The organism is Dysgonomonas termitidis (genome assembly GCF_042654545.1).
In the GTDB taxonomy this organism is placed as follows: Bacteria; Bacteroidota; Bacteroidia; order Bacteroidales; family Dysgonomonadaceae; genus Dysgonomonas; species Dysgonomonas termitidis.
Map to the genome: position 1 here is coordinate 1 of NZ_JBHSGN010000085.1, position 26374 is coordinate 26374.

Annotated in this window: 14 protein-coding genes and 1 pseudogene; 12 read left to right on the forward strand and 3 right to left on the reverse strand. The window is 42.1% G+C overall.

All coding sequences use genetic code 11. From position 1 onward, the window contains the following. Positions 1–262 precede the first annotated feature (262 nt). A complete protein-coding gene (locus ACFO6W_RS14725; RefSeq protein ID WP_379997717.1) occupies positions 263–4591 on the reverse strand; it encodes a hybrid sensor histidine kinase/response regulator transcription factor in 4329 nt (1442 codons plus the stop codon). Between the two features lie 377 nt (positions 4592–4968). On the opposite strand from ACFO6W_RS14725, the gene ACFO6W_RS14730 reads away from it, so the two are divergent. The 12 genes and pseudogenes from ACFO6W_RS14730 to ACFO6W_RS14785 all read left to right on the forward strand — a co-directional run bounded on the left by ACFO6W_RS14730 (position 4969) and on the right by ACFO6W_RS14785 (position 23652). Then, on the forward strand, positions 4969–8046 hold the full coding sequence (locus ACFO6W_RS14730) for a SusC/RagA family TonB-linked outer membrane protein (protein WP_379997719.1): 3078 nt from the start codon (positions 4969–4971) through the stop codon (positions 8044–8046). 12 nt (positions 8047–8058) lie between these two features. After that, the gene (locus tag ACFO6W_RS14735) at positions 8059–10122 is read left to right on the forward strand and encodes a RagB/SusD family nutrient uptake outer membrane protein (RefSeq protein WP_379997721.1); all 2064 of its coding nucleotides are present in this window, start codon (positions 8059–8061) and stop codon (positions 10120–10122) included. Positions 10123–10331: 209 nt separating this feature from the next. Then, the gene (locus ACFO6W_RS14740; protein WP_379997723.1) at positions 10332–12362 is read left to right on the forward strand and encodes a rhamnogalacturonan lyase; all 2031 of its coding nucleotides are present in this window, start codon (positions 10332–10334) and stop codon (positions 12360–12362) included. Next, positions 12362–13594 (forward strand): oligogalacturonate lyase family protein, encoded by a 1233-nt coding sequence (locus ACFO6W_RS14745; protein ID WP_379997725.1) that lies wholly within the window; start codon positions 12362–12364, stop codon positions 13592–13594. Before ACFO6W_RS14740 ends, ACFO6W_RS14745 begins: the two co-directional genes overlap by 1 nt. Before the next feature lie 84 nt (positions 13595–13678). Further along, positions 13679–15067 (forward strand): annotated as a pseudogene (locus tag ACFO6W_RS14750) (glycoside hydrolase family 88/105 protein); the annotation flags it as partial. 57 nt (positions 15068–15124) lie between these two features. After that, the gene (locus ACFO6W_RS14755) at positions 15125–15820 is read left to right on the forward strand and encodes a rhamnogalacturonan acetylesterase (protein WP_379997743.1); all 696 of its coding nucleotides are present in this window, start codon (positions 15125–15127) and stop codon (positions 15818–15820) included. 9 nt (positions 15821–15829) lie between these two features. Next, positions 15830–16144 carry an L-rhamnose mutarotase gene (gene rhaM / locus ACFO6W_RS14760; protein WP_379997727.1) on the forward strand — a complete coding sequence of 105 codons (315 nt, stop codon included), beginning with the start codon at positions 15830–15832 and terminating at the stop codon, positions 16142–16144. 12 nt (positions 16145–16156) lie between these two features. Next, complete coding sequence (locus ACFO6W_RS14765; RefSeq protein ID WP_379997729.1) at positions 16157–17425, forward strand: rhamnogalacturonan acetylesterase; 1269 nt, start codon at positions 16157–16159, stop codon at positions 17423–17425. 61 nt (positions 17426–17486) lie between these two features. Further along, the gene (locus tag ACFO6W_RS14770; protein ID WP_379997731.1) at positions 17487–18734 is read left to right on the forward strand and encodes a glycoside hydrolase family 88/105 protein; all 1248 of its coding nucleotides are present in this window, start codon (positions 17487–17489) and stop codon (positions 18732–18734) included. Positions 18735–19242: 508 nt separating this feature from the next. Beyond that, positions 19243–21339 carry a DUF4450 domain-containing protein gene (locus ACFO6W_RS14775; protein WP_379997733.1) on the forward strand — a complete coding sequence of 699 codons (2097 nt, stop codon included), beginning with the start codon at positions 19243–19245 and terminating at the stop codon, positions 21337–21339. Between the two features lies 1 nt (position 21340). After that, positions 21341–22165 (forward strand): hypothetical protein, encoded by an 825-nt coding sequence (locus tag ACFO6W_RS14780; RefSeq protein ID WP_379997735.1) that lies wholly within the window; start codon positions 21341–21343, stop codon positions 22163–22165. Positions 22166–22170: 5 nt separating this feature from the next. Further along, positions 22171–23652, forward strand: coding sequence for a rhamnogalacturonidase (locus ACFO6W_RS14785; RefSeq protein WP_379997737.1), 1482 nt, complete (start codon positions 22171–22173; stop codon positions 23650–23652). Between the two features lie 89 nt (positions 23653–23741). Here ACFO6W_RS14785 and ACFO6W_RS14790 read toward each other — a convergent pair whose 3' ends face one another. Continuing rightward, positions 23742–25373, reverse strand: a complete 1632-nt coding sequence (locus ACFO6W_RS14790) for a glycoside hydrolase family 43 protein (RefSeq protein ID WP_379997739.1) — start codon at positions 25371–25373, stop codon at positions 23742–23744. Continuing rightward, a complete protein-coding gene (locus ACFO6W_RS14795) occupies positions 25373–26152 on the reverse strand; it encodes a rhamnogalacturonan acetylesterase (protein WP_379997741.1) in 780 nt (259 codons plus the stop codon). Before ACFO6W_RS14795 ends, ACFO6W_RS14790 begins: the two co-directional genes overlap by 1 nt. Positions 26153–26374 lie beyond the last annotated feature (222 nt).

The window sequence follows — 26374 nt, forward strand, 5'->3', positions numbered from 1 at the left end:
TTGTTACTCGCCATTTTCAAAAAGTAGGCTTATGTATTTATTATCAATTGATTACAAATGCCATTTACCTTTATTACCTTTAACAGTTAGGGGTTACAAGATTTCACGCAAAGGCGCAAAGTTTTACATCTTACGAGTTATTGACTGTTGACTGCTAACTGCTAACTGTTTACTGATATATCTGTTTCCTTTTAGGCTGAAAGTGACAGAGACAAAATAGTGTAAAAAGTGTCAAGTTTGTCAACTTTTAGGATTTATAAATTTACTCTTTCTGATTTATCGGTTGACCATATTTCGACGGAGAACATTTATACTGGGCTTTGAAACATTTGCTGAAATAGAACGGATCGTCAAAACCTACCTTGTAAGATATTTCGGATACAGTGAGTTCTCCCTGTAAAAGCAGTTCGGCCGCGCGTTTCAACCGTTTTATCTTTATGAGTTCGTTGGGAGAAAATCCGGTTATACCTTTAACCTTTTTGTAGAAAATAGTACGTCTTTGCCTGGCTAATTCGGCAAACCTATCTACAGAAAACTCTGTGTCGGCAAGATGCTCTTCCAGTATTTTATCTATCATGTTGAAGAATTCCTTATCCTTGTCTGTAGATGTGATCAGGTTGCCGTCGAGCACATACTCATTTGAGAAACGTTTTTTCAGTTGTTCCCGTTGTTCTATTAGTTTAAATACTCTGGTAACAAGGTATTTAAGGCTGAAAGGTTTCATTATGTATGCATCCGCCCCGCTCTGAATGCCTTCCAGCTGATGCTCTATCGACGAGTGTGCCGTTAACAGGATGATAGGAATATGGCAGGTCTGAAAGTCCTCTTTCAGTCTCCGCGTCACTTCAAATCCATCCATGGCAGGCATCATCACATCGCAGATGATAAGGTCAGGGTTTATTTCGACTGCTTTCAGCAACCCTTTTTGTCCGTCTTCGGCAACTTCTACCATAAAGTATTTGCTGAATTCATCGATCAGGAAATTGCGGATATCATCGTTGTCATCGATTATCAGCATCTTGTAATTGGAGAGTGTGGAATCGTCTATATCCGGTAATTGGATATTTTCGGTAGTATCTGACGGATACAGGATCTTGCTCTTGTTTTCATTAGAGACAATATCGGAATGAGTAGGAGTAATGAAATTTTCGCCTTTGTAAGTTTCCTTATTTACAGATATCTCCACATTGAATATGGAACCTTGTTCTTCATTGTTCTCGTACCAGATTCTGCCTTTATGCACATCGACAAATTCTTTTACCAGAGACAGACCTACACCGGTTCCGGCCGACGAAAAGTTGATTTGCATGAAGCGGCTGAACAGCATATGCTGCTTATCTTTGTCGACACCTATACCGTTATCTTTCACTTTGAAAAGGCATACTTGCTTTTGCTGGTCTATAGAAATCATAAGTTCTATTTTCCCCCCGTTAGGAGTAAACTTGAATGCGTTTGATAACAGGTTATAGAGTATCTTATCTACCTTGCGGCGGTCGATAAACATCTTGTATGAGCCGGTATCGCTGATAAATGAGTATTCTATTTTCTTCTGATTGGCGGCTTCCTGAAAATTGGAATATATGTCTTTGGAGAACTCAATGATATCGGTATCTTCCAAATCGAGCGTCAATACATTGTTCTGTAGTTTACGGAATTCTAGTAACTGGTCGATGAGCCGGGTGAGTATAACGGAGTTTCTACCCAGAATGTTTATCTGCTTCATCGCGTGCGGAGACACTCCTGTCTGTTCATTCAGGTTTTCTACAGCCCCCCTGATCAGCGTAAGCGGGGTTCTGAACTCGTGGGATATATTGGTAAAGAAACGCAGTTTATGGTTTGTCAGCTCTTTTTCTAACTTTACGTTATTATTAAGCATATTAAACTTATAGATAAGTCTGAACGCGATATATAAGAGGAGTACTGCTAACAGGCCATAAATAATATAGGCATACCATGATTTCCAGAAAGGGGGTGCGATAATGATTTCAATTTGAGTGACTTCTTCATTCCATATCCCATCACTGTTTGTCCCTCTTACTTTGAATATATATTTCCCCGGTGAAAGGTTCTTGTAGGTAGCTGTATTATAGTGGCTTATTGCACTCCATTGCTTGTCATAGTTTTCCAGCATATAGACGTACCTGTTCTTTGCCGGATCTTTTAATACTAAGGAGGCGAATTCGATGGTGAATGTATTCTGCTTATAGCTTAGGTTTATTCTATCGGAATAGCTTATCGATTGTTTCAGGGGAGAGCCTTTTATTCCGGCCTCGACCTTGACATCATAAATGAAAAAGTCCGTTAACGTAACTGGCGGGGTATTTTGGTCGGGCACGAACGATTCGGGATTGAAAACGATTAATCCATCGAGGCTGCCCCACAGCATATTGCCGTTCTTGTAATGGATATTTGCATTCTCATTGAAATGGTTGCCGTATGTTTTCTCAGAAAACTGATAGATTATGAATGTGTTTGTATTCTTATTAAACTTGGTTATTCCACTTTCTGTGCTGATCCACAGATTATGTTCTTTGTCTTCCTGGATACCTGATACAAAATCACCGGACAAACCGTTTGCCGTAGTATAAGCTATAAAATGTTCATCATTTTCCGAGGTAGCAGGAACGAACTTATTTAGTCCGCCTCCGGCAGTACCTATCCAGATGATGCCTTCTTCGTCTTCAAATATTGTCTTTATATCATTACAGTTGATCCCGTTTTTCTTATTCAGGTTCATACGGTACGTTTTATAGGCTTTGGGATTCTTTATCAACTCTTCCGGATTGAATAAAATGATGCCGTCGCTACTTCCCGCCCATATACGTCCTTTACTATCCTGATATATATACCGGATATAACTACGGTTGCCGTCGTCGAAGAAGAAGCGTTTGAACTTAATACCGCCGGGTGTATCTTCGGCAAGGTTTATCCCTCCTCCGAAAGTGCCTATCCACATACGGCTTTTATTGTCTTTATATATATTGAAGATGGTATTGTAGCTGAGTGAATTGGTATCTGTCTCTATATTCGTATAGTGAGCTATTTCTTTGTATGTGGTCAGATCTATGATGTATAAGCCTTTTCCTTTAGTCCCTACCCACATTCTTTTTCTGGAGTCTTCGGTCAAAGTATAAGGATTCATATCTTTATATATACATCTCCCGGCTTCCAGGATGTCTTCATATACATATAAGCTGCCATTCTTTGTGCCTACCCATGTTTTGTCGAATGCGTCGGCATATATTGTGCGTACATTGTTGTTTTTCCCAATTGAAGTCTCTATCTCAGGGCGGACAATCTGTATGTCGTAATTGGGTTTGGTAACCTTAATGATACCTGCATATTCGCTCCCAATCCAGATATTACCATATCTGTCTTCCGTGATGGACAGGAGATAATCCGATGCCGGACTGTTTTTGTCGGCGCTATACTTATAGTTCTGTAGAATCTCAGTTTCAGAATTATAGTAAAATAGTCCATTCCCATATGTCGTAATCCAGATGAAACCTTTAGAATCTATGAATACATTATATCTCTCTAAGTCGATGATCTGAGCAATAGCCGATGGTATTAATTCCATCTTTTTTACCTTCCGGCTGTTTTGATTATAATACCATACTATACCGGAGTGATTATATATCCAGATACCCTGATTCTTATCAATTATGAACTCTATACTACCTGCGAGTTGCGGATCTTTTGCCCAAACAGGTTTGTCAAAAAGTCCGGTGCTTATATTATATGAAATAAGTCCCGACGCTTTTGTTGTTATCAATAGTTCATTATCTGATAGTCTGGTCACATCGGTATAAACGTCATTAAGTGAAGAATTGGTCGTCTCCTGAAAAGATTTTCGTTTAATATCGTATTCGACGATAACCGACTTTTCGGTAATGAAGTATATTTTATTATTAAGCTCTATTGCTTTAGTAAAAGAATGCTTATTGTAAAAGAGAGTATCTGTCTTATCTCCCGATATCATGAAAAGGCCGGATTCGCCGCCAACCCATATGGCAGCTCTGGAGTCTTCGAAGAGAAATTTACAGTCTTTCTTATTCTCTGTTGTCTTCCCGGTAAGAAATGACTTTGTGGAAAACCCACTTCCCGTTTTGCGTATTCGCAGGCAACCGTTGGTATTTCCCCACAACCAGATAGTACCATCCGAAGTTTCATAATAATTTATATAATATGCATTGTTTTCGTGAATTTTATTTCCCTGTGAATGATAGTTTACAAAGGAATCGGAAACCGGATTGTAACAGCTGAATTCATTCTTGTATGTCTTGATCCACAAATACCCGTCCTTGTCCTGAAAAACGTCTTTTATACGATGGTCTATCAGTGAATTCGGATTGTTAAGCTGAGGTTTGTAAGCAATAAGGTTATAGCCATCGTACCTGTTGAGGCCATCTAAAGTCCCTGCCCAGATAAAACCTTTTTTATCCTCGAGAATTGCCCGGACAGTATTTTGCGACAGCCCGTCTTTCGTACTGATTTGTGTGAACTGTAAATTGTTGTCCTTTGCCGGGTATGATTTTACAGGTAAGATAATGAATAGAATAATGAAGACTATAGATTTCAATAGGTTCATAAGGCTAACAATATTTGAAACTCTTATCAAAAGTACGAAAACTAATGTTTATTCGGGGCCGGGTGGCTAAAAATCTATAAGATTGAACGATTTTACAGATGTCATGTTCCTTTGTATTGCAATCTGCGAAAGTCTGGCTTGTAACCGTTTCCTATAAACAATTTTCGGAATTTGTGTTTTTATGGTATTGTATGTTTTGGAATATCAATGATGAATTTCCATAACTATGAACAAAAATACATTTTTCTGAAAATATGTTAATCTTAGTTTTGCTGCTGTAAATCGAAATATGAAAAACCTGGTGTTGGAATTTTTAGAATCTAAAGCGAAAAGAATTTAAACACACGAAACTCAATTACCATTTTAAATTAATATTTATGAGGAATTACCATGGAAAACGGCTCTTAAGAGCCAGAGGTATGTTGACATTGATTCTCATTTTTATGTCGACATTAGTTTTTGCGCAGACAAAGACTGTAACCGGTACAGTTGTCGATGATCTGGGAGATAGTGTAATCGGAGCTGTAATAACAGTAAAAGGATCAACAAAAGGAACGGTGACTGATCATGATGGAAATTTTTCTGTTGTGGCAAGCGCCCAGGATGTACTCAATATAAAGCTCATCGGCTATATTGAGCAGAATATTACGGTAGGATCACAGACACATATTAAGATTGTACTTCAGGAAGATACACAGATGCTGGATGAAGTAATCGTCGTTGGATATGGAGTTCAGAAGAAAAGTGATGTGACCGGAGCTATGGTGAGAGTCGGCGAGAAAGAAATGAAAGCTATGCCTGTGCAAAATGTTTTACAAGCTATGCAGGGAAAGCTAGCCGGAGTAGATATAACTTCTAATGAACGTCCGGGAGAAGCAGGTTCTATACGTGTACGTGGTGAACGCTCTATCAATGCGACTAATGGCCCTTTATATGTAGTGGATGGTATTCCATTACAGGGATTAGGTATTGAAAATTTAAATCCGGGCGATATAGAGTCGGTGGATGTTCTTAAAGATGCCTCGGCTGCAGCTATTTATGGGTCAAGAGGTGCCAATGGGGTAATTCTTGTTACAACGAAGAGAGGTAAGACTGGTAAAGTCTCAATAAATTATTCAGGAACTTTTTCCGTGGAAAATATGCATGACCGACTGGAAATGATGAATTCTCAGGAATGGATTGATTATAGCCGTGCGGCAAAGATAAAAGCAGGCACATATAATGGATCTACAACTATTTCGATGGAGAATGATGAAAAGGTATATGGACAAGATCCTTATGCATGGGCTCAATTCAAAAAAGGATGGGCCGGCGGTTCTTGGGATGGGAGCCTTGTCCCTACTTATGATTGGACAGACGCAGGTCTTCAAACGGCTTTTACTCACGAGCATACACTTAGTGCCAGCGGAGGTTCTGATAAAATGCAGGCTTATTTCTCCTTTGGATATTTAAATCAGGACGGCACGCAACCGGGACAACGTTATCAAAGATATACTGCAAAAACGAGTGTGGATATGCAAGCGAACGATTGGTTCAAATTAGGGGGTAGCATGAATGTCACATGGGGAGACCAGGAGTATGGTTATAACTTTCGCAAGAGTACAACGGGTGCATCCAATCTCTATTTTGCTTTGCAAGGTATGCTACCCTGGACTGTACCTTATGATGATAATGGGGGATATATCCGAAATCCGGGAGGAGACGTAAATATCATCAACCCGATAAGAGAGGCTGAATATTGTAACAATCAACGGCAGAATCTTCGTGCTTTCGGTAGTTTTTATGCCGAATTGAATATGGGAAAGATGGCAGAGGTATTGGACGGACTGCGGTACCGTTTCCAGTTCGGACCCGATTTCCGTTATGGTCGTACAGGTATAGCCGATCCGGCTGAATCTATAAATGGGGATGGGAAAAATCTGGCTCAGTACAATACTGAAACCAAACGCTCATGGACTCTGGACAATCTGTTGTATTACGACAAGACTATTGGCAAGCATAATTTAGGTCTTACTTTATTGCAAAGTGCATCAGCCTATCATCTGGAAGGTTCAAATATGAGAAGCTATGTTAATTCATCACAGGAACTCTGGTATAACATTGCTTCGAAAAGCGATATCCAAAGCTATGGAACGTATCTCACAGAAACATCTCTCCAATCATATATGGTTCGTATGAATTATGCATTTTCAGATAAATATCTTCTTACGGCTTCCGGGCGTTGGGACGGAGCGTCTCAATTGGCAGAGGGGCATAAATGGGATTTCTTTCCATCTGCAGCTTTGGGTTGGAGAGCAGAGCAGGAAGAATTTCTGAAAGAGATGAGTTGGATCAACTTGCTTAAACTTCGTTTAGGTGTGGGTATTACAGGAAACTCGGCAATTGATGCATATGCGACAAAAGGTGCTATTGCTCCTAACTATTACCATTTCGGAGACGTTACGGTAAATGGTATGGTCGCATCAGACCCTTCTGCAAAAGATCCGGTAGTAATGGCAAATCCGGAATTGGGATGGGAAAAGACTACCCAATATAATCTGGGTTTAGACTTCTCTTTCCTGAAAGGACGTATAGGAGGCTCTATCGATTTATATAAATCGAAAACCTCAGACCTGTTGATGACAAAAAGTTTACCTTCTCTGACCGGCTATTTGAGAACCTGGGCAAATGTAGGAAAGACTGAAAATAAAGGGATTGATATCACTTTAAATACAACTAATATACAAACAAAAGATTTTGGATGGACTTCGTCTGTTACGTTCTCTGCTGATAAAAATAAGATTACAGAGTTGGCAGATGGAAAGACTCAGGATATAGCCAACGGATGGTTTGTCGGAGAGTCTATAGGCTCGTATTATGACTATGTCTACGACGGTGTGTGGAAAACCAGCGAAAAAGAAGAAGCTGCAAAATATGGTCGTGAACCCGGGCAGTTGAAAGTCAGGGATCTTAATGGAGACGGAAATATAGAAGCCAATAATGACAGGCAAATTGTAGGGAAAGCGCGTCCTGACTGGTCCGGAGGCCTATTGAATACATTTACCTATAAAAACTGGGAACTATCGTTCTTCTTATACGGCCGTTTTGGGTTTACCGTTCGTACAGGAGAGGAAACTCTTTCCGGCCGTTTTGCTATGCGTAAACTTGACTACTGGATTGAAGGAGTGAATGAAGATGCAGAATATTATGCTCCAGGTGTGGGAGGCGAAAACGGTGATGATAAAAAATCTACTATGAGCTATCGCGACGGTTCGTTCGTCAAATTGAGAAATATCTCATTAGGATACAATTTCTCTCCAAAAATAACCAAATCTTTAGGTATTAATAATCTTAAGCTTTATGCACAATGTATGAATCCGGGCCTTATTTATTCAAAGATAGACTTTATCGATCCGGACTTAGGTGGGTCTACATTCAACCGTAGTTTTGTTTTTGGTATTAATGTCGGATTTTAATAAATGCTTATTATGAATAATAAATATAAAATATTATATACGGGGCTGATAATTGCATCCTCAATATTTGGCCTTTCGTCTTGTAGCGCTGATTTTCTCAATGAGAAATTGATAACAACAGAAAGTACGCAGTCTTTCGAAACACAGGAAGGCCTCGACAAACTTTCTATCGGCCTCTATCAAAATCTTGAGTTTCATTTCAACTATGAATGGGTCTATACCTTGTGGCAATACGGGACGGACGAGATGGCTGTGGCAAATGACGGGATTCAGGAACCTTACAATAGTTATACATCGGCTTTTGACCCTAGCAGGGGTACCGGAATGCCCGAACTATGGGACAATATGTATTCCGGCATATCTTCAGCTAATATATTAATAAAGAATGTTCCTCTCTATTATGATTCGGGTAATGCTAATTATAATACCCGTTTGGGAGAAGGGTATTTTATGAGAGGATTCAATTATTTCCGTTTGGTTTGTCAATTCGGAGGAGTACCTTTAGTAAAGGAACCTGTTATAGGTGCAAAAACTGATTTTGAACGTGGTAGTATTGAAGATACATACAATCTTGTAATATCAGACTTAAAAGAAGCCTATAATTTACTCCCGGCCAGCGTAAGCGAGACAGGCCGTTTAACAAAATGGGCGGCAGCTCATTTTATAGCCAAAGCATGTTTATTCCGCGCGAGTGAAATGAATGATTCATGGAATAGTAGTTATAAAACTCAGGACTTAGACGATGTTATAAAATTTTCTAAGGAGGTTATTACCGCTCGTCCTTTATGTAATGATTTTGTTGATTTGTGGAATTATCAGGAACCTAACGGTGCAAATGAAAAAGTAACGGAAGTTGTATTAGCCGCCCAGTTTTCAAATGATGCCACATCCAAAGGTCGTTATGGTAATCAGGTCCATTTATATTATCCATCTCTTTATCAGAATCTTGCGGGATTGAAGAGGGATATTTCGGGTGACCGTGAGTTTTCCCGTTTACGTACAACCGAATATGCCCTTGATGTATATGATAGGGTAAATGATTCCCGTTTTTGGAAAAGCTATATAACCACTTATCGTTGCAATAATCCAACAGGCGCTCCTCGATGGGACACAGTTAAGGTTAATAATCAAGTAGTTTTTATTCCGGATGCGTCTTTGATAGAAAGTATTGATCCTAAAACCGGAAAAGCAACTTACAAACAGAAGTTTGCAGGAGGAGCAGAAGCTGTGCGCTACATTGTGAATGATGCAGGTGATACAAGATATTCGGTAAATAAGCTTTATCCTGTTGCGCCTCACACATTTGTCCGTTATTTTGAAGGAGAGCAAAAATCATATATCGGGAATCATGGTAACAGTGGTACATATGCGACTAAATCACGTTATGTTGCGTTAAGTAAATTCCGTGATGGTTCGCGTACTACAGTCGCAGATCAGTTCGGATGCCGCGATGGCATACTGGCCCGTTCGGCAGAGGATTATCTGATGGTTGCGGAAGCTTATGGCCGTCAGGGTAAATACAGTGAAGCTCTTCCGTATATCAATAAGCTACGTGAGAGAGCCGGATATGCTGATGGGGAAGTGCGTAGTAAAAATATCGATGGTGGACAGGCTTATAAGAAGAATTCCGCCGGACACGGGAGTGGTACCGGATTTGCAGTGTATTCGGAAACAAATACATATTACGAATCTAACAATAATATGCCAGAGACGACAGCTTCTACAAAGAGTGTAATGCAGTTTACGTCGGTAAGTGATATATTTAATTCCACAAAAGAATTTTATGATGTTCTCAATGCAAGTTCAGATGCCGAGAAGTTTATGATCTTTATCATGAATGAACGTTCTCGTGAATTGATGGGTGAATTACACCGTTGGCCTGACCTGGCTCGTAGCAAACAGCTTGAAAAACGGTTTAACGCATTTAATGACGGTTCGGTTGTTACAGGTTCGGCTTTTAAGGCAAGTAAGCACTACCTCCGTCCATTGCCACAAACTTTCCTCGATGCAGTAACTAAAAACGGACAATCTTTATCCGCAGGAGAAAAGCAGGCCATGCAAAATCCTGAATGGTAATTAATCTGCCTGTTTTCTAAGGATATCTTTAAATGAGGGTGTGTCAAAAGTATTTTTCACTTTCTTTTTGTCATGTTGAACGGAGTGAAACATCTCGTTTCTCAGGATCGAGATCCTTCGTTACACTCAGGATGACAAAGAGGGTAGCACATTGATCGTACTGTGCCCCTTTTGACACACCCTCATTTATAAAATAAAAATTCAGTAGTATGAAGTACAACCTATTACTTTCCCTATTATTACTTATTACCACACATATTATCTCCCAACCCAATTATGACTATTCTAGGCTCAAAAGGGAGAAGTTAGGGAGAGGACTCGTGGTAGTAAAGAAGAATAGCAATACAAATTCTATAAGCTGGCGTTATCTTTCATCGGATGCTTCAGACGCTTCTTTTAATATATACAGAAACGGGAAAAAGATAAATGCAGAGCCTGTTTCGGGAAAAACATACTTTGAGGACAAGATACAATCGGATGTTGCCCTTACTTACCAGTTGAAACAAATACTAAAAGGGAAGGAAGCTGACGGACAATCTTACACATTACCGGCTAATGCACCTGCTGGCTGCTTAAATATTCCATTGGACATACCTTCGTCGGGTGCGACCCCCGACGGACAAACATATACCTATGCACCCAATGATGCTTCGGTAGGAGATGTCGATGGCGACGGAGAATATGAAGTTATATTGAAATGGGACCCTTCAAATGCCCATGACAACTCACATAACGGTTATACCGGAAATGTATATATAGACTGCTACAAATTGAGCGGTGAAAAATTATGGCGTATAGACCTCGGACGGAATATCCGTGCAGGTGCGCATTATACACAATTTATGGTCTACGATCTGGACAATGACGGCAAAGCCGAGATTGTTATGAAAACAGCAGACGGGACTGTCGACGGAAAAGGAAATATCATAGGTAAGGCTGATGCCGACTACCGGAATAAATACGGGTTTATAATAGAAGGGCCTGAATATCTTACAGTCTTCAATGGACAGACCGGCGAAGCAATGTCTACAATCGATTATATTCCTCAGAGAGGTGATGTAAGCGTATGGGGCGATACCAGAGGCAATCGGGTAGACCGTTTCCTTGCTTGTGTCGCTTATCTCGACGGGGAGTACCCGAGTGTGGTTATGTGTCGTGGATATTATACACGCACAGTGCTCGCCGCCTTTGACTGGCGAAAGGGCAAGCTGACAAACCGCTGGGTGTTTGACTCCGATCAGCCCGGAAACGGGAAATATGCCGGACAAGGCAATCACAACCTCAGGGTAGGAGATGTGGACGGGGACGGATGCGATGAGATTATATATGGTTCGTGTGCAATAGACCATGATGGGAAAGGCCTGTATAGCACACAGATGGGGCATGGCGATGCGATGCATATGACTGTGTTCGATCCCCGCAGAAAAGGACTGCAGGTTTGGGATTGCCACGAAAACAGGCGCGATGGTTCCAGTTACCGTGATGCTGCAACGGGGGAAGTCCTTTTTCAGATAAAATCTTCAGAGGATGTAGGGCGCTGTATGGCTGCCGATATTGACCCTGAGCATACCGGAGTGGAGATGTGGTCGCATTTCAGCAACGGTATTTACAATGTGGACGGACAATGCATTAATCCTTCTATAAAGGATGTATCGGTAAATATGGCTTGCTGGTGGGATGGAGATCTGCTGAGAGAGTTGTTGGATAAAGTAAGTATTACAAAGTACGATTATAAAAACAAGATCTCTAAGGTCATTTTCTCTGCCGATGAATGCCTTTCCAACAATGGGACGAAAGCTACTCCGTGCCTGCAAGGCGATATTATCGGCGATTGGCGCGAAGAGGTGCTTTTCAGGACAAAAGACAATAAGAACCTGAGATTGTATGTATCTACACATGATACTGATTACAGGTTTCATACGTTTCTCGAAGACCCTGTTTACAGAATTAGTATCGCCACTCAGAATGTGGCTTATAACCAGCCTACTCAACCCGGGTTTTATTTCGGAGCCGATTTGGGCAAATGTTTTCCCGTAAAGGACATTGTTGTAGATAAAGATTATATAGAACTCAATGCAGGAATGGATTATGACACATATAGCTGGTCGGTAGGAGGAAACGAGAGAATAAGAAAAATAACAACAAAAGATATCCCTGTAGGTAAGAAAACAAAAGTTGAACTGACTGTGACTTATCGCGGATGCGAGTTTAAGGACTATGTTTATATAACATTTAATTGATGAATAGATATACTACAATCTTAATAGTACTCCTTTGCCTGTCACTTTTTACCCGGGCTTCGGATATCGGCAAGCGTTTTCCTTCTGAGAAATTTGTGATGGTAGATACCCGTACCGGATATACAATAACGGCACTTACAAACGGTACGTATAGCGATGCCAAATTGTATCCGACGCATCCGCAATGGACTTCGGATGGGAGGTATATCGTTTTCAGGTCTTCCGACCGTTCGGCAGATAAGCATTCACAGGCATTTGCCGTATCGGAGGCGACCGGGGAGATTATCCAGTTGACAGATGGTGAGGGTACAGGTACAGGCAGTCTGAATGTGGCGCGCCTTTCCAATAAATTATATTATTTCAGAACAGGGAATAATGTAAAAACACTGATAGAGTTAAATCTCGATTCATTACTTAATGATAGTTACAGAAATACGGTAAAGCAAAAAGAAGCCTACGAGCGTGCTATTGCAGTATTGCCTTCCCATCTGGCGGAGTCTGGTGGTTTTACACTCGATGCCGGTGAAACGAAAGCATATGTCGGTGTGCGGCTTATTGGTGCAAAAGTAGAAAAAGCAGAAGATGATAATGAGTTCCGTATAGCACAGGTACCTTCTGGTATAAGGGCTATTGACCTGAAAACAGGTGATATATCTACTGTCGTAGATGTACCTTTCACAATGGGACATGTACAAGCTAACCCCTTCCTTGCGGGCGAGATATTATATTGTCAGGAAACAGGGGGTGATGCTCCGCAGCGCATGTGGATTACAAAAGCGGATGGCTCGGGTAACCGTCCCCTGTTTGTAGAAGATGCTGACGATTGGGTAACACACGAAACATGGGTAGACAGGGATCATGTATATTTTAATGTGATGGGACATTTACCCCGTTTGCGGAAAAGACCGACAGGATTATTCCGCATTAATGTGAGAACTGATGAAGTTCAGCTGCTCGGACAACTCGATTACGGTTCAGGATTCTGGCATTGCGGAGGTACTTCGGATGGAAAGTGGGGAACATCGGATAATTTCGAAGGGGAAGTCTATCTTATAAACAGTATGACCGGAGAACGGAAGTTGTTGACTGCAAATCACCGGATGAAGCCGGATCATACACATCCGTCGTTCAGTCCGGATAATACCCGGATATTGATTCAGTCCGGTTATCTTACCGATGGGAAGAAGTTAAGTTTGATGATCGTAAATATAGATCAAGCGGTAAATAAGTAGGAATAGAACCATATTTCTATCTATTTGAATGATTTTACATACTCTCTATCTGTGGAAAAAGCTTTATTTGTAATAAAAAATCTCATGAAAAAGAACATATTTATATTGGGCGTATTATTATTTAATTGTTTCATTTTATTTGCTCAAAAGAAGCAGGAGAAAGTAAATGATTTCAATACGCCATTACATCTTTTAACTCCCGATTATAATACTCCATACAGGGAACTGACCGAAAAGGATATAAAAGCATCCTTGGACAGGGTCCTGAAATATCTGGATGAAGCTACTCCGGCACGGGTTGTAGATAAAGATAGCCATAAGGCAATTACCGACTTATCCAAAGTGGACAAAAATGCGATTCTGGAACGGGGTAATTTCCGCCTTGCGAGTTATGAATGGGGGGTAACCTATTCCGGAATGCTTGAAGTGGCGAAGGCTACCGGTGATAAGGCATATTATAAGTATGTGGACGACAGATTCAGATTATTGTCGGATGCCGCTCCTCATTTCAAAAGACTGATGAACGATTACGGGGTTATCGACCCGCAGATGAAACAGATGCTTACTCCTCATGCGCTCGATGACGCAGGCGCTATGTGTGCCGCGATGATAAAGCTGCAACCGGACAAACCTGACTATGAGCTGAGAAGCATTATAGACAACTATATGAACTACATCATGTATAAGGAATACCGCCTGAGCGACGGCACATTTGCCCGTAAGCGCCCGCAAATGAACACGCTCTGGCTCGACGACATGTATATGAGTATCCCTGCGATAGTACAAATGGGAAAACTGACAGGGGACGCCAAATATTATAATGAAGCGGTGAAGCAAATCAAACAATTCTCGGAACGTATGTTTGTGAAAGAAAAAGGATTGTATATGCATGGCTGGGTAGAGTCTATGGCAGACCATCCTGCGTTTTTCTGGGGACGTGCCAACGGATGGGCTGTGCTGACTATGACTGAAGTACTGGATGTATTACCCGAAAACCATCCTGAACGGCAACGCATACTGGAACAACTGCGTGCGCATATCAAAGGAATAGCTTCGTATCAGTCGGGAGAAGGATTCTGGCATCAGTTGCTGGACAGAAACGATTCGTATCCGGAGACTTCGGCTACAGCGATATATGTATATTGTATCGCCCGTGCCATAAACAAAGGCTGGATAGATCCTCTGGCTTACGGTCCGGTGGCGCAACTGGGCTGGAACGCGGTTTCTACCAAGATAAACAATGCCGGAGAGGTAGAAGGTACTTGTGTAGGTACAGGCATGGCATTTGATCCGGCATTCTATTACTACCGTCCGGTGAATGTATATGCGGCGCATGGTTACGGGCCTGTATTACTGGCAGGAGCGGAAATGATAAACCTGTTGAAAAAATTCTACCCGCGCATGAATGACAGTGCCATACAATATTATACTTCTCCGCAGACAACCAAGTCCCCTATATTCGGGATAGAGGACACTACACGTCCCGATGCGGTCGCCTCAGGCAGCTCACGGGTAAACGATAAAGCACCGGTGATATTCCTTATCGGCGACTCTACCGTAAAGAATGGCCGGGGGAAAGGTGATGGCGGTCAGTGGGGCTGGGGAAGCTTCTTTCAGCAATTTTTCGATACAACACGTATATCAGTAGAAAATCATGCATTAGGCGGACGCAGTAGCCGGACATTCTTTACCGAAGATCTCTGGAATAAGGTATTGCCGGGTATCCGCAAAGGCGATTATCTGTTTATACAGTTCGGACATAACGATGGCGGCCCTCTGAATACAGGGCGTGCGCGTGCTTCACTCAATGGTACGGGGGATGAGTCTCAGGTGGTAATAATGGAACGTAACGGAGGCCCCGAAGAAGTGTTCACTTTTGGTCACTATCTGCGTATCTATATCCGTCAGGCGAAAGCGGTCGGAGCCATACCGGTTGTGCTGTCTCCTACACCCGGCAACAGATGGACAAACGGAAAAATGAACCGTATGACCGAAACATATACCAAATGGGCAAAAGAAGTGGCCCGGCAGGAAGGCGTGGAATTTATCGACCTCAATGATCGCACGGCTGATAAATGCGATGCCATGGGTGAAGAAAAAGGAAAGCAACTGTTCGTTGACAGTGTGCATACAACATACGACGGGGCTATCATAAACGGGCAGTCGGTAATAGAAGGCTTACAAAGTCTGAATGGTTTTTCTTTGAACCAGTATATATTGAAATAATAACATATCATGAAAAGACAAGCTTTTAAAATGTATTTGAAACCGGGGTTCGAAGCAGAGTATGAGAAAAGACACAACGCTATCTGGCCGGAACTGAAGCAATTACTCAAAGATACGGGTGTATCCGATTATACGATTTTCTGGGATAAGGAAACGAATCTATTGTTTGGTTATCAGGTTATTGATGGTGATAGTTCCTCTCAGGACTTAGGCGGTAATCCGATTGTGCAGAAATGGTGGGCTTATATGGCTGATATTATGGATACGAATCCGGATAACTCGCCCGTATCCATTCCGTTGCAGGAAGTTTTTCATATGGATTAAACAGTATATCAAATGAGAAAAACCTGTTACATCTTTCTGCTTCTTTTAAGTTCGATGACTGTCCTCGGACAGCAGACGGCTTATAGATTCAACTTTACGGATAAGCCTGTAAAAGGTTATACATCTGTGCCGTCGAATACTATCTATGGTGAAAACCCGGTATACGGTTATGATTTGAATACAAATCCGATAGACGGGAATCCATTTTTCTTTTCCGTAGATGTACCCGAAGGCAATTATAAAGTAACGGTTGTATTAGGCAGCAATAAAGGTGAAAGCAACACAACCGTGAAAGCCGAGTCGCGCAGGCTGATGCTTGCCAATATCAAAACCTCAAAGGGTAAATATTCGGCTCATACTTTTGCCGTGAATATTCGTAATACAAAAATCGGAGATACGGATTCGGTGCGGATAAAGAAGCGTGAAACAGGAAAACTTATTTGGGACGATAAACTTACGTTGGAGTTTAACGGGAAGAATCCGGCAGTAGCAAAGATAGAAATAGAAAAGGCTGATAATATTCCGACCATATTCCTTGCAGGAAATTCTACGGTGGTGGATGAAGCCGAAGAGCCGTGGTGCGGTTGGGGGCAGATTTTCCCGGGATTCTTTACCTCTGATATTGCGATAGCCAATTATGCAGAATCGGGTGAAGCGGCCAATACATTCGTTGCCTCAAAAAGATTTGCCAAACTCCTTTCTAAAATGAGAAAAGGCGATTACCTGTTCATCGAGTTCGGGCATAACGACCAGAAACAGAAAGGAGAGGGGAAAGGCCCCTATACAAGTTATAAAAGCGATTTGAAATATCTTGCTAGTAAAACCCGCGAAAAAGGAGCGATTCCCGTATTGGTAACATCTATGCACCGCCGCTTCTTTGATGATAACGGGAAAGTGAAAAATACGCATGGCGATTATCCCGACGCTGTAAGGCAATTGGCAAAAGAAGAAAATATTACACTCATCGACCTCAATAATATGAGTGCGACATTATATGAAGCTTGGGGTGTGGAAGGTTCAAAACGAGCTTTTGTCTATTATCCCGCAGGTACTTTCCCGAATCAGAAAGAACCGCTGGCTGATAATACACATTTCAATCCTTATGGAGGAACCGAAATAGCCAGGTGCATACTAAAAGGCATGATCGATAATAACCTGCCTGTAAAAAAATACATCAGAAAAGATGTCAGGCCTTTCGATCCGGCTCATCCCGATGACCCTGATAAATTCGATATTCCGGCCACTCCATTCTCCTCGATGGTAAAACCGGACGGTAACTGATATGGAATAGAATAAAATTGACAGATACATAAAATCTTGAAATAAAAACTTTTATAATTATATGAAACGAACTGCATCAATCATTCTCGGAGTATTCTCTTTATTATCAATCCCGGTATTCGGACAACAACGTACCGATGAAGAATGTATAAGGGCTGTCGCCGACAATATATTGAAACAACCTGTGACACAGTTTGTAGGAGTCACCACCGGAGTTACATACAACAGTACAAAGGAGATACCAAAAGGTGAAGACGTCAGGTTTAAAAGTCCGCTTACAGAGTGGCATTATTCCAATGGAGTGCTGGATATGAGTATGATGCATCTGGGTGAATACCTCAATGAGCCGAAATATACGGACTATGCGAAAAATCATGTCGCTTTTGGCTTTGCCAATTACGGGTATTTCAAAAATACATTCCGTAATGACCGGAAACATTGGCACTGGCCTTTCGGACAATTATGGAATACAAAGGAACTGGATGATTGCGGGGCAATGGGCGCGGCGGTGATTGATGTATATATGCTGGATAAGAGAGCGGAATATAAGACATATATAGAAACGGCAGCCGATCATATAATGAATGGGCAGGTACGCTTATCGGACGGTACGCTTTGCCGGACATTTCCCCGTGAGATGACGGTCTGGGCCGACGACGTTTATATGAGTGTCTCCTTTTTGTCGCAAATGGCAAAGATGACAGGGGAAGCGAAATACTATGATGAGGCAGCACGCCAGATTATCAATATTGCCGGTTACCTGTGGTGCCCCGAAAAGCAACTGTTTTACCATTGCTATTATACTGATATGAAACGCAATGGTGTGGCATTCTGGGGACGGGCGAACGGTTGGATAACTGTCTCCTTAGTGATGCTTCTGGATGTAATGCCGGAGACTCACCCGAGGCGTGGGGAACTTATAGCCCTGCTTGAAAAACAGATTGTCGGTGCATCCCGGTACCAGAATGCAAATGGCATGTGGAATCAGTTGCTGGATAAGCCTGAATCGTATGACGAGTCATCTGTTACAGCCATGTATATTTATGGCATTGCTAAGGCTGTGAACAATAAATGGATAGATCCGGCTTATACCGCTATAGCCCAGATTGCATGGAAGGCCTTGAAAGAAAAGCAGATAACAGCAGACGGGCATTTCAGGAATGTATGTGTCGGTACGGGAATCACCGACGATTTGCCTTTCTATTACAACCGTCCGGTAGGCGAGAACGAAAAGCATGGGCTGGGGCTTATCATCGATACGGGTATAGAAATGATGAAACTGGCAAAGTCTCAGAGCCGGAAGAAATAATGTGATCGGAAAGTAACAATTTTATCTATACAGTGTTGTCAAAGTGTTGATAATGAGTGAAATGTTACAGGTTTTAAAATATGTAATATGTGTTACCTTTGTTACCTTTTAACAGTTACAAGTTACGAATTACGAGTAAACACCTCGCTCGGGCAGACGTCCCGTCTGTGTATTGCATAGCAAACATTTTTGCCCTGTCAACAAGACACGGACTGGAAGTCCGCGCCAGCAGGGTACAAGTTACGGAAAAGGCAGCCTGTTTATTTTGTTTCACGCAAAGACCAAAGGCGCAAAGGTTTTTTACATCCTACGAGTTGTTGACTGTTAACTGTTCACTGTAAAAGTTGTTACATGTGTTACCTTTTTAGCGCTGCTCCTTTTGGGAAGCCACAAAGAGAATACAGCTGTATTAAAAGTTCCCCCTATGGGGGCTAGGGGGCTAATAAATATAATTATGATAAATAGTATTCGTTTTTTCATTTTAATAATCTGTTTATATGTGACTTGCATGACTTATGCGAGCCGTATCCCCGAATTGAACTGGGTAGGGAAAACGGGTGCGAGAAATTTACCGAAAAATAACAGGTCGTATAATGTAACCGACTATGGTGCGGTGGGCGATGGTATTGCAATGAATACAAAAGCTATTCAGAAGGCCATCGACGAATGTGCCGGAAATGGTGGCGGAACTGTTACCTTTTCTCCGGGAAAATATCTTACAGGCTCTGTTTATCTGAAAGAAGGAGTTCATTTTATTATTCCTAAGCGTACCACTCTACTCGGCAGTACCGATCTGAAAGATTATCCCGAGATGAATACACGGGTTGCGGGGATAGAGATGCAGTGGCCATCGGCGTTAATAAATATTCTGGGACAAAAAAACGTGATGGTGAGCGGAGAAGGTGTGGTACATGCACAAGGTAAAGTATTTTGGGCTTCCTACTGGGCGATGCGCAAGGATTACGAAGCTAAGGGGTTAAGGTGGATTGTGGATTACGATTGTAAACGCCCGCGTACACTTTTGGTTTCCGAATCGTCGGATGTAACGGTAAAGGGACTTACTTTTCGTCAGGCGGGATTCTGGACTATACAGATTCTCTATTCGTCTTATTGCACTGTAGACGGGGTTATTATCCAAAACAACGTGGGAGGGCATGGGCCGAGTACGGATGGGGTGGATATAGATTCATCATCCTATATATTAGTAGAAAACTGCGATATAGATTGTAATGATGATAATTTTTGTCTCAAATCGGGGCGTGATGCCGATGGTCTACGGGTAAACCGTCCTACCGAATATATCGTGATACGCAATTGTATATCGCGTGCAGGTGGCGGCTTGCTGACATGCGGCAGTGAGACTTCGGGCGGTATCCGTCATGTGCTTGCCGAAGGGTTGAAAGCGAAGGGAACAACGGTAGGTATCCGCCTTAAATCAGCGATGAACAGGGGTGGCACTACTGAACATATCTATATAAAGAATGTAGAAATGGATAATGTGAGAACGGTGTTTGAAGCGACAATGAACTGGAACCCATCATATAGCTATTCATCCCTGCCCAAAGAATATACGGACAAAGAAATACCTGAACATTGGGCGAAAATGCTTGAAGAAGTGGAACCGGACAAAGGGATGCCCTACTTCAATAATATATATCTATCCGGTTTTAAGGTACGGAATTCGAAAACGTTTATGAGTGTGGAAGGGAGTGAAACTTCTCTGATGAAGAATTTCAACTTCAGTGATATAGATGCCAATGTAGACAGGATAGGCGATGTCAGATATGCAAGAGACTGGAAATTTGACAATATAAATATAAAAGCGAAGAACCGGGAGCCTGTTATAATCAAAAATAGTGAAAATGTTCATTTCCCGTCAGGTGTTGTGGCTATAGAAACGGATTTTCCTTATACCCTGAATGGAGTAAATAAAGAGGCGAAAATAAAAGGCGCCGCACATCCCGAATTTTCCTTCCTTTTACCCGAAATGGCCGGAAATTTAAAGTTCGGGATTGTACAAGGACAGAGCAGTAAATGGCTGGGAGATTTTAAAGTAAAAAATGTAAAGCAGTCCGGCAGGCAATTGACATACAGGCTTTCCGATCCGGTATTGAAAGGAGGAGAAATTACTGTAAATGCGGTCGCGTTGAGTTCTTCGGACGGAGTTATCATAGAGGTCTCCGCTGTAAAAATACCGGATGATATTTCCCTGTTCTGGTCGTACGGAGGAGCTTATGGAGAGGTATTGGAAAAGACAGGTAATGGTAGTTTAAGGCCGGTTTACTGTAAGTATAATGTGTTCAGTGTGGAGTGGACAGCCTTTACTTTGTATTACGGGCAGAGTATGAAACTGAAAACGATCAATGCTGTCATGCCGGTTTCTTCCGAAATCCGTTTGTCGGATGCCTATATGCAACAGTCTCCACTCTCTTTCTTCGAATCGGGGAAAAAGACGGATGCTCCGGCTTTAGCGGCTGTTTTGCCTCTGAAAAGCGGACAGAAAGAGTACTTCTGTATATACCGGCAAAACGAAAAGGCTGATTATAACCATTATATGTTACCTGCACTCTTCCGGAAAGAGACGGCCGGTATAATTAGTGAATGATATGAAAAAGAGTATTGCTGTATTTATACTCTTCATACAATATATGTCTATCAGTCCTCTATGGGGGCAGACCGATACGGTGTTCAGTGTATTTTGTTTCCCGTCAGACAGAATTCCACGGATAGACGGAAACACAGATGACTGGGATATTGTGCCCGATAGCTATACTATAGGCATGGAATCTATGACCGAGGACGAAGGGAAGCACAGCCGCCCTGATGAGACGAATCTGGACATAAAAGTGAAAGTAGGATGGGTGAAAGGCCTGAACAGGCTATACTTCCTTTACGAAGCTTATGACGATTACTGGTCTTTTGCGCGTGACGATCTTATGGTCGATATATTCGAAGTTGTAATAGACGGCGACCGGTCGGGTGGCCCCTTTATAGATAAGTTTTATCCGTTCCGGGATGTAAGTAAGGAAGATGCCTGGCTGTTGTTTCACGGGCGGCATGCTCAGAATTATCATATATACACCCCGGCCAAAAATGGGGATTGGTGCATGTATTGGGGCCCGCAGCAGTGGCTCAGGGAGAAGCCTTATTCCGGTTATGCATACAACTATAATTTCAAAGAGGGCGAAAGTGGTAAGCTTATACTTGAGTTTTATATAACTCCGTTCGATTATGCTTCACCCAAAGGAGCGGATCATTCGGTCGCTTCCGAATTGTGGGAGGATAAACTGATCGGCCTTTGCTGGGCTGTTATCGATTATGATAATAGTCAGGGAAAAGAGAAAGATGGATTCTGGAATCTGTCGAGACATCATACAATGTACGGGAATGCTTCCGAATTGCGGACATTCCGTTTAATGCCGTTAGAATGAATGTTATGAAATATGTATTTTTTATATTGTTGATTTTCAGTTGTTTGAATTTGAATGCATCCGTTTTTTATAATGTAAAAGATTACGGGGCAAAGGGTGATGGCATACAAATAGATTCGCCGGCTATAAACCGGGCTATTGAAGATGCCGCAAGGAACGGGGGAGGAACAATATTCTTTCCTGCAGGTACATACCTGAGTTATTCTGTTCGTCTGCAAAGTAATATAACGCTTTATCTGGATGCCGGGTCTGTATTATTGGCCGCTTATCCCGGAGAAGCATCAGGATATGATCTCGCAGAGGATAATGAACATAACCGCTTTCAGGATTTCGGCCATAGTCATTGGAAGAATAGCCTGATATGGGGGATAGAACTCGGGAACATAACAGTTTGCGGTCAGGGTATGATAGACGGACGCGGGCTTACCCGCGAAGAAAGCCGGCTGCCCGGAGTGGGGAATAAGGCGTTGAGCTTGAAACTATGCCGCAATGTAATCCTTAAAGACGTGACGATGGTCAACTGCGGACATTTTGCGCTATTGGCTACAGGCGTGGATAATATGACCATCCACAATGTAAAAGTGGATACAAACAGGGATGGCTTCGATATAGATTGCTGCCGCAATGTCCGTATATCGGATTGTTCGGTAAATTCACCGTGGGATGATGCTATCGTACTGAAAAGCAGCTATGGCTTAGGATTTTTCCGGGATACGGAGAATATAACCATAACTAATTGCTATGTAAGCGGATACGACAAGGGTTCGCTAATAGACGGTACATTCCGGCGGGATGAGCCACAAGCCCCGGATCAGGGGTATGTAACCGGACGCATAAAGCTGGGCACGGAGTCGAGCGGGGGATTCAGGAATATCAGCATATCCAATTGTGTATTCGAACGTTGCCGTGGTCTTGCCCTCGAAACGGTGGACGGAGGCTTTCTGGAGGATATCGTTATCAGCAATATTACAATGCGGGATATAGTGAACGCTCCTATCTTTCTTCGTCTGGGCTCGCGAATGAGAAGTCCGAAAGGTACTCCTATGGGGCGCATGTCGAGGATAACGATCAGTAATGTCAATGTCTATAATGCCGATTCACGCTATGCTTCTATTATTAGCGGTGTGCCTGATTATCATATCGAAGATGTGACTCTGTCGGATATCCGCATATTATATAAGGGTGGCGGCACGGCGGAGGATGCGAAGCTTACTCCTCCCGAAAATGAGAGCTTATATCCGGAGCCGTGGATGTTCGGAACCATACCTGCGTCGGGCTTCTTTATCCGTCATGCACGTAATATAGAACTCAATAATGTGCAGGTCGATTTTATGACGCCGGATTACCGTCCTTCCATTTGGATGAAAGATGTGGATGGTTGCCGTTTGATTAACTACCGGGCTAAAGTAGCCAAAGGTGTAGAGCCGTATGTATTATCGGATGTAAAGGGATTCAAGACCGAATTGAGTGAGATATCAGAGTTTTAAAAGCCATTTATACAAGGAGGGAGAGGCAATGAGTAGTAGTTGCCTCCACCTCCCAATAAAACCTAAAAACAATCTGAACTAAAGAACATTTATTCAGTAATCCTGAACCAATCTATATCGACACGCCCTCCATCATTCTTTAGAACAGGGCGTGTACAGAATGTACCGATTTTTGCTCCAATCCATTTACCTTCTTTTGCTTTAAAGCTTTTACCTAAGTCTGTATATCTCTTGTTGTCCGTACTATAGCTAAAGATCCAGGTAGCATCGGCTATAACCTTCACCCTCAGATAAATTGTAGATTCTTTCATTGTTATGGATTCATTGACAATCTCTTTATTCCCTTTCTCAGCATTAATACATTCATTCTGAGATAATACGAATCCATCTTTTGTGTTTTCGAAAGAGAGTAGGGCATAATCTATACCCATTACTACCAATCCTGTACGTTCGCCATAGAAGCGTGCATCTGGCCTGAATGTAAGTTTCACCGTTGCAATAAAAGCAGGAGCTGGTGTTTTTTGCAACAGCAGGTTCGGCACATCCCACAGGCTCTTATAGTCATTAGCTACCGGAACCGAATACAGGCTAAGACAGCCTTTTTCCTGATTGGTGAAATACCACCATGACTGAGGGTTTGCATGCCATTGCCATTGCAAGCCTAGTGTGTTTGAGTTAAACTCATCGCTCTCGGGAGGAGTGGCAACCGGATATGCTTGTCCTACATTTGGCTTTTTATAAGTCAGTACCGGGTTACCGCAGCCGTCGCCATCCTTATCTTCGCCAATTACAGGCCAGTCATTTTTCCATATCATCGGTTGCAGATGCATAACGCGTCCGAATGCTCCTACATCCTGAAAATGAAGAAACCAGTCTTCGCCTGTTTTCGTGTCTATCCATGCACCCTGATGCGGTCCGTTTATTACAGTTTTACCCTGATCCATTACTACCTTTCTTTCATATGGGCCGAATATATTTCCCGAACGCATGGCTAATTGCCATCCGGTAGCAACACCTCCCGCAGGGGCGAATATATAATAATAGCCATTCCTTTTATAGAACTTAGGGCCTTCTATTGTGGGGTCTATATCGTGTCCGTCATATATTATCTTCGATTCACCTACTGCCTTTTTGCCGTCGGGTGTCAGGCGGGTAACGGCCAGCAGGCTCTTTATTCCTGCGCGGCTTCCTGCATAGGCATGCGCCAGATATACTTGTCCGTCATCATCGAATAGCGGGCAGGCGTCGATTAATCCTTTACCTTCTTTTACTAATGTTAATGGTTCCCATTCTCCCGCAGGGTCTTTGGCTTTAGTCATAAATATCCCTAAATCGGGATCGCCGTAGTAAATATAAAATTCGCCTTTATGATAGCGGATAGCCGGAGCCCATACACTACCTCCATGATTCACGCCTTTTCCGAACGAAGCATCTTTGGGCATCTTATTTATAGCATAGCCTATAATAGTCCAGTTTACCAAATCTTTTGAATGCAGGATCGGTAGTCCCGGTATACAGTTGAAACTGGATGCAGTCATATAATAATCATCCCCTACACGGCAGGCGTCAGGGTCGGAGTAATCGGCATATAAGACAGGATTCTTATAGTTGCCGTTTCCTAAGTCAGATACCCATACCTTAGATACATAGTCTTGCGCCGAGATACCGAATGGTATAATACAAAACAAAAAGCCTATAATCGTTTTCTTTGTTATATTCATTATTTCAACTCTTTAACTAAATCCTTTATATTTTGTTCTTTAAGCCCTTCTACAAACAAGGCTGCCATTGCTGTAGCTCCTTTTTCGTTGAAGTGTGTATTATCGGTGTTCCCTTTCGGGAAATTCCTGTTTTCTCCCGGCTTCAAATGCAGAAATAATGGTTTGGAGCCTTCGTCACCTAGCCCGGTGATTAAAGCTTTGCTCTTTTCATACATATCTATCATCGGTGTCTTTTCCTTTTTGGCTACACCCCGTGCCAAATCGAGATATTCACCATGCGAATCCCGGAATGCTCCACTCTTATCGAATCTTCGTCTTACCACCGATGTGCAGATGATCGGTTTTGCTCCTTTCGCTTTGGCTTTTTCTACAAACATTGTAAAGTTTTTCACATATTCCTCCGGAGTCGTATAACGTTCTTTCTTCTCTATAGAAGCATCATTATGTCCGAACTGTATAATCAGATAATCTCCTTTACTTATATTATCTATGACTTGCCGCCACAGGCCTTCGGCAATAAAAGAACGCGAACTACGGCCGTTTTTTGCATAATTCTTTATTTCAACATTATCATTGAAAAAGGCCGGAAGAAGCTGTCCCCATCCCTTTTCAGGAAAAGGTTCACATATGGAATCACCCGATATGCTGTCGGTAACTGTTTTAAATAAAACTTTATCGGCCATAGTGGAGTCACCGATCATAAAAATACGCTTCTGTGCAATCGCCGAAATGCTTAACAGGCAAAGTGTAATTGTCAGAAGTACAGATGTCTTGTTCATGGTTATTTTAATTATGTCAATTCAATTAGCAAATTGGTAAATTAGCATATTAGCAAATGGAGCGAAACGACTTTTCAGTTAACAGTCATCAGTCAACAGTTAACAACCTGTAACTTGTAACTGCTCGCAGGGCGAAGTAACTCGTAACTGTTAAAAAGGTAATAAAGGTAAATGGTATTTGTAATCAATTGATAATAAATACATAAGCCTACTTTTTGAAAA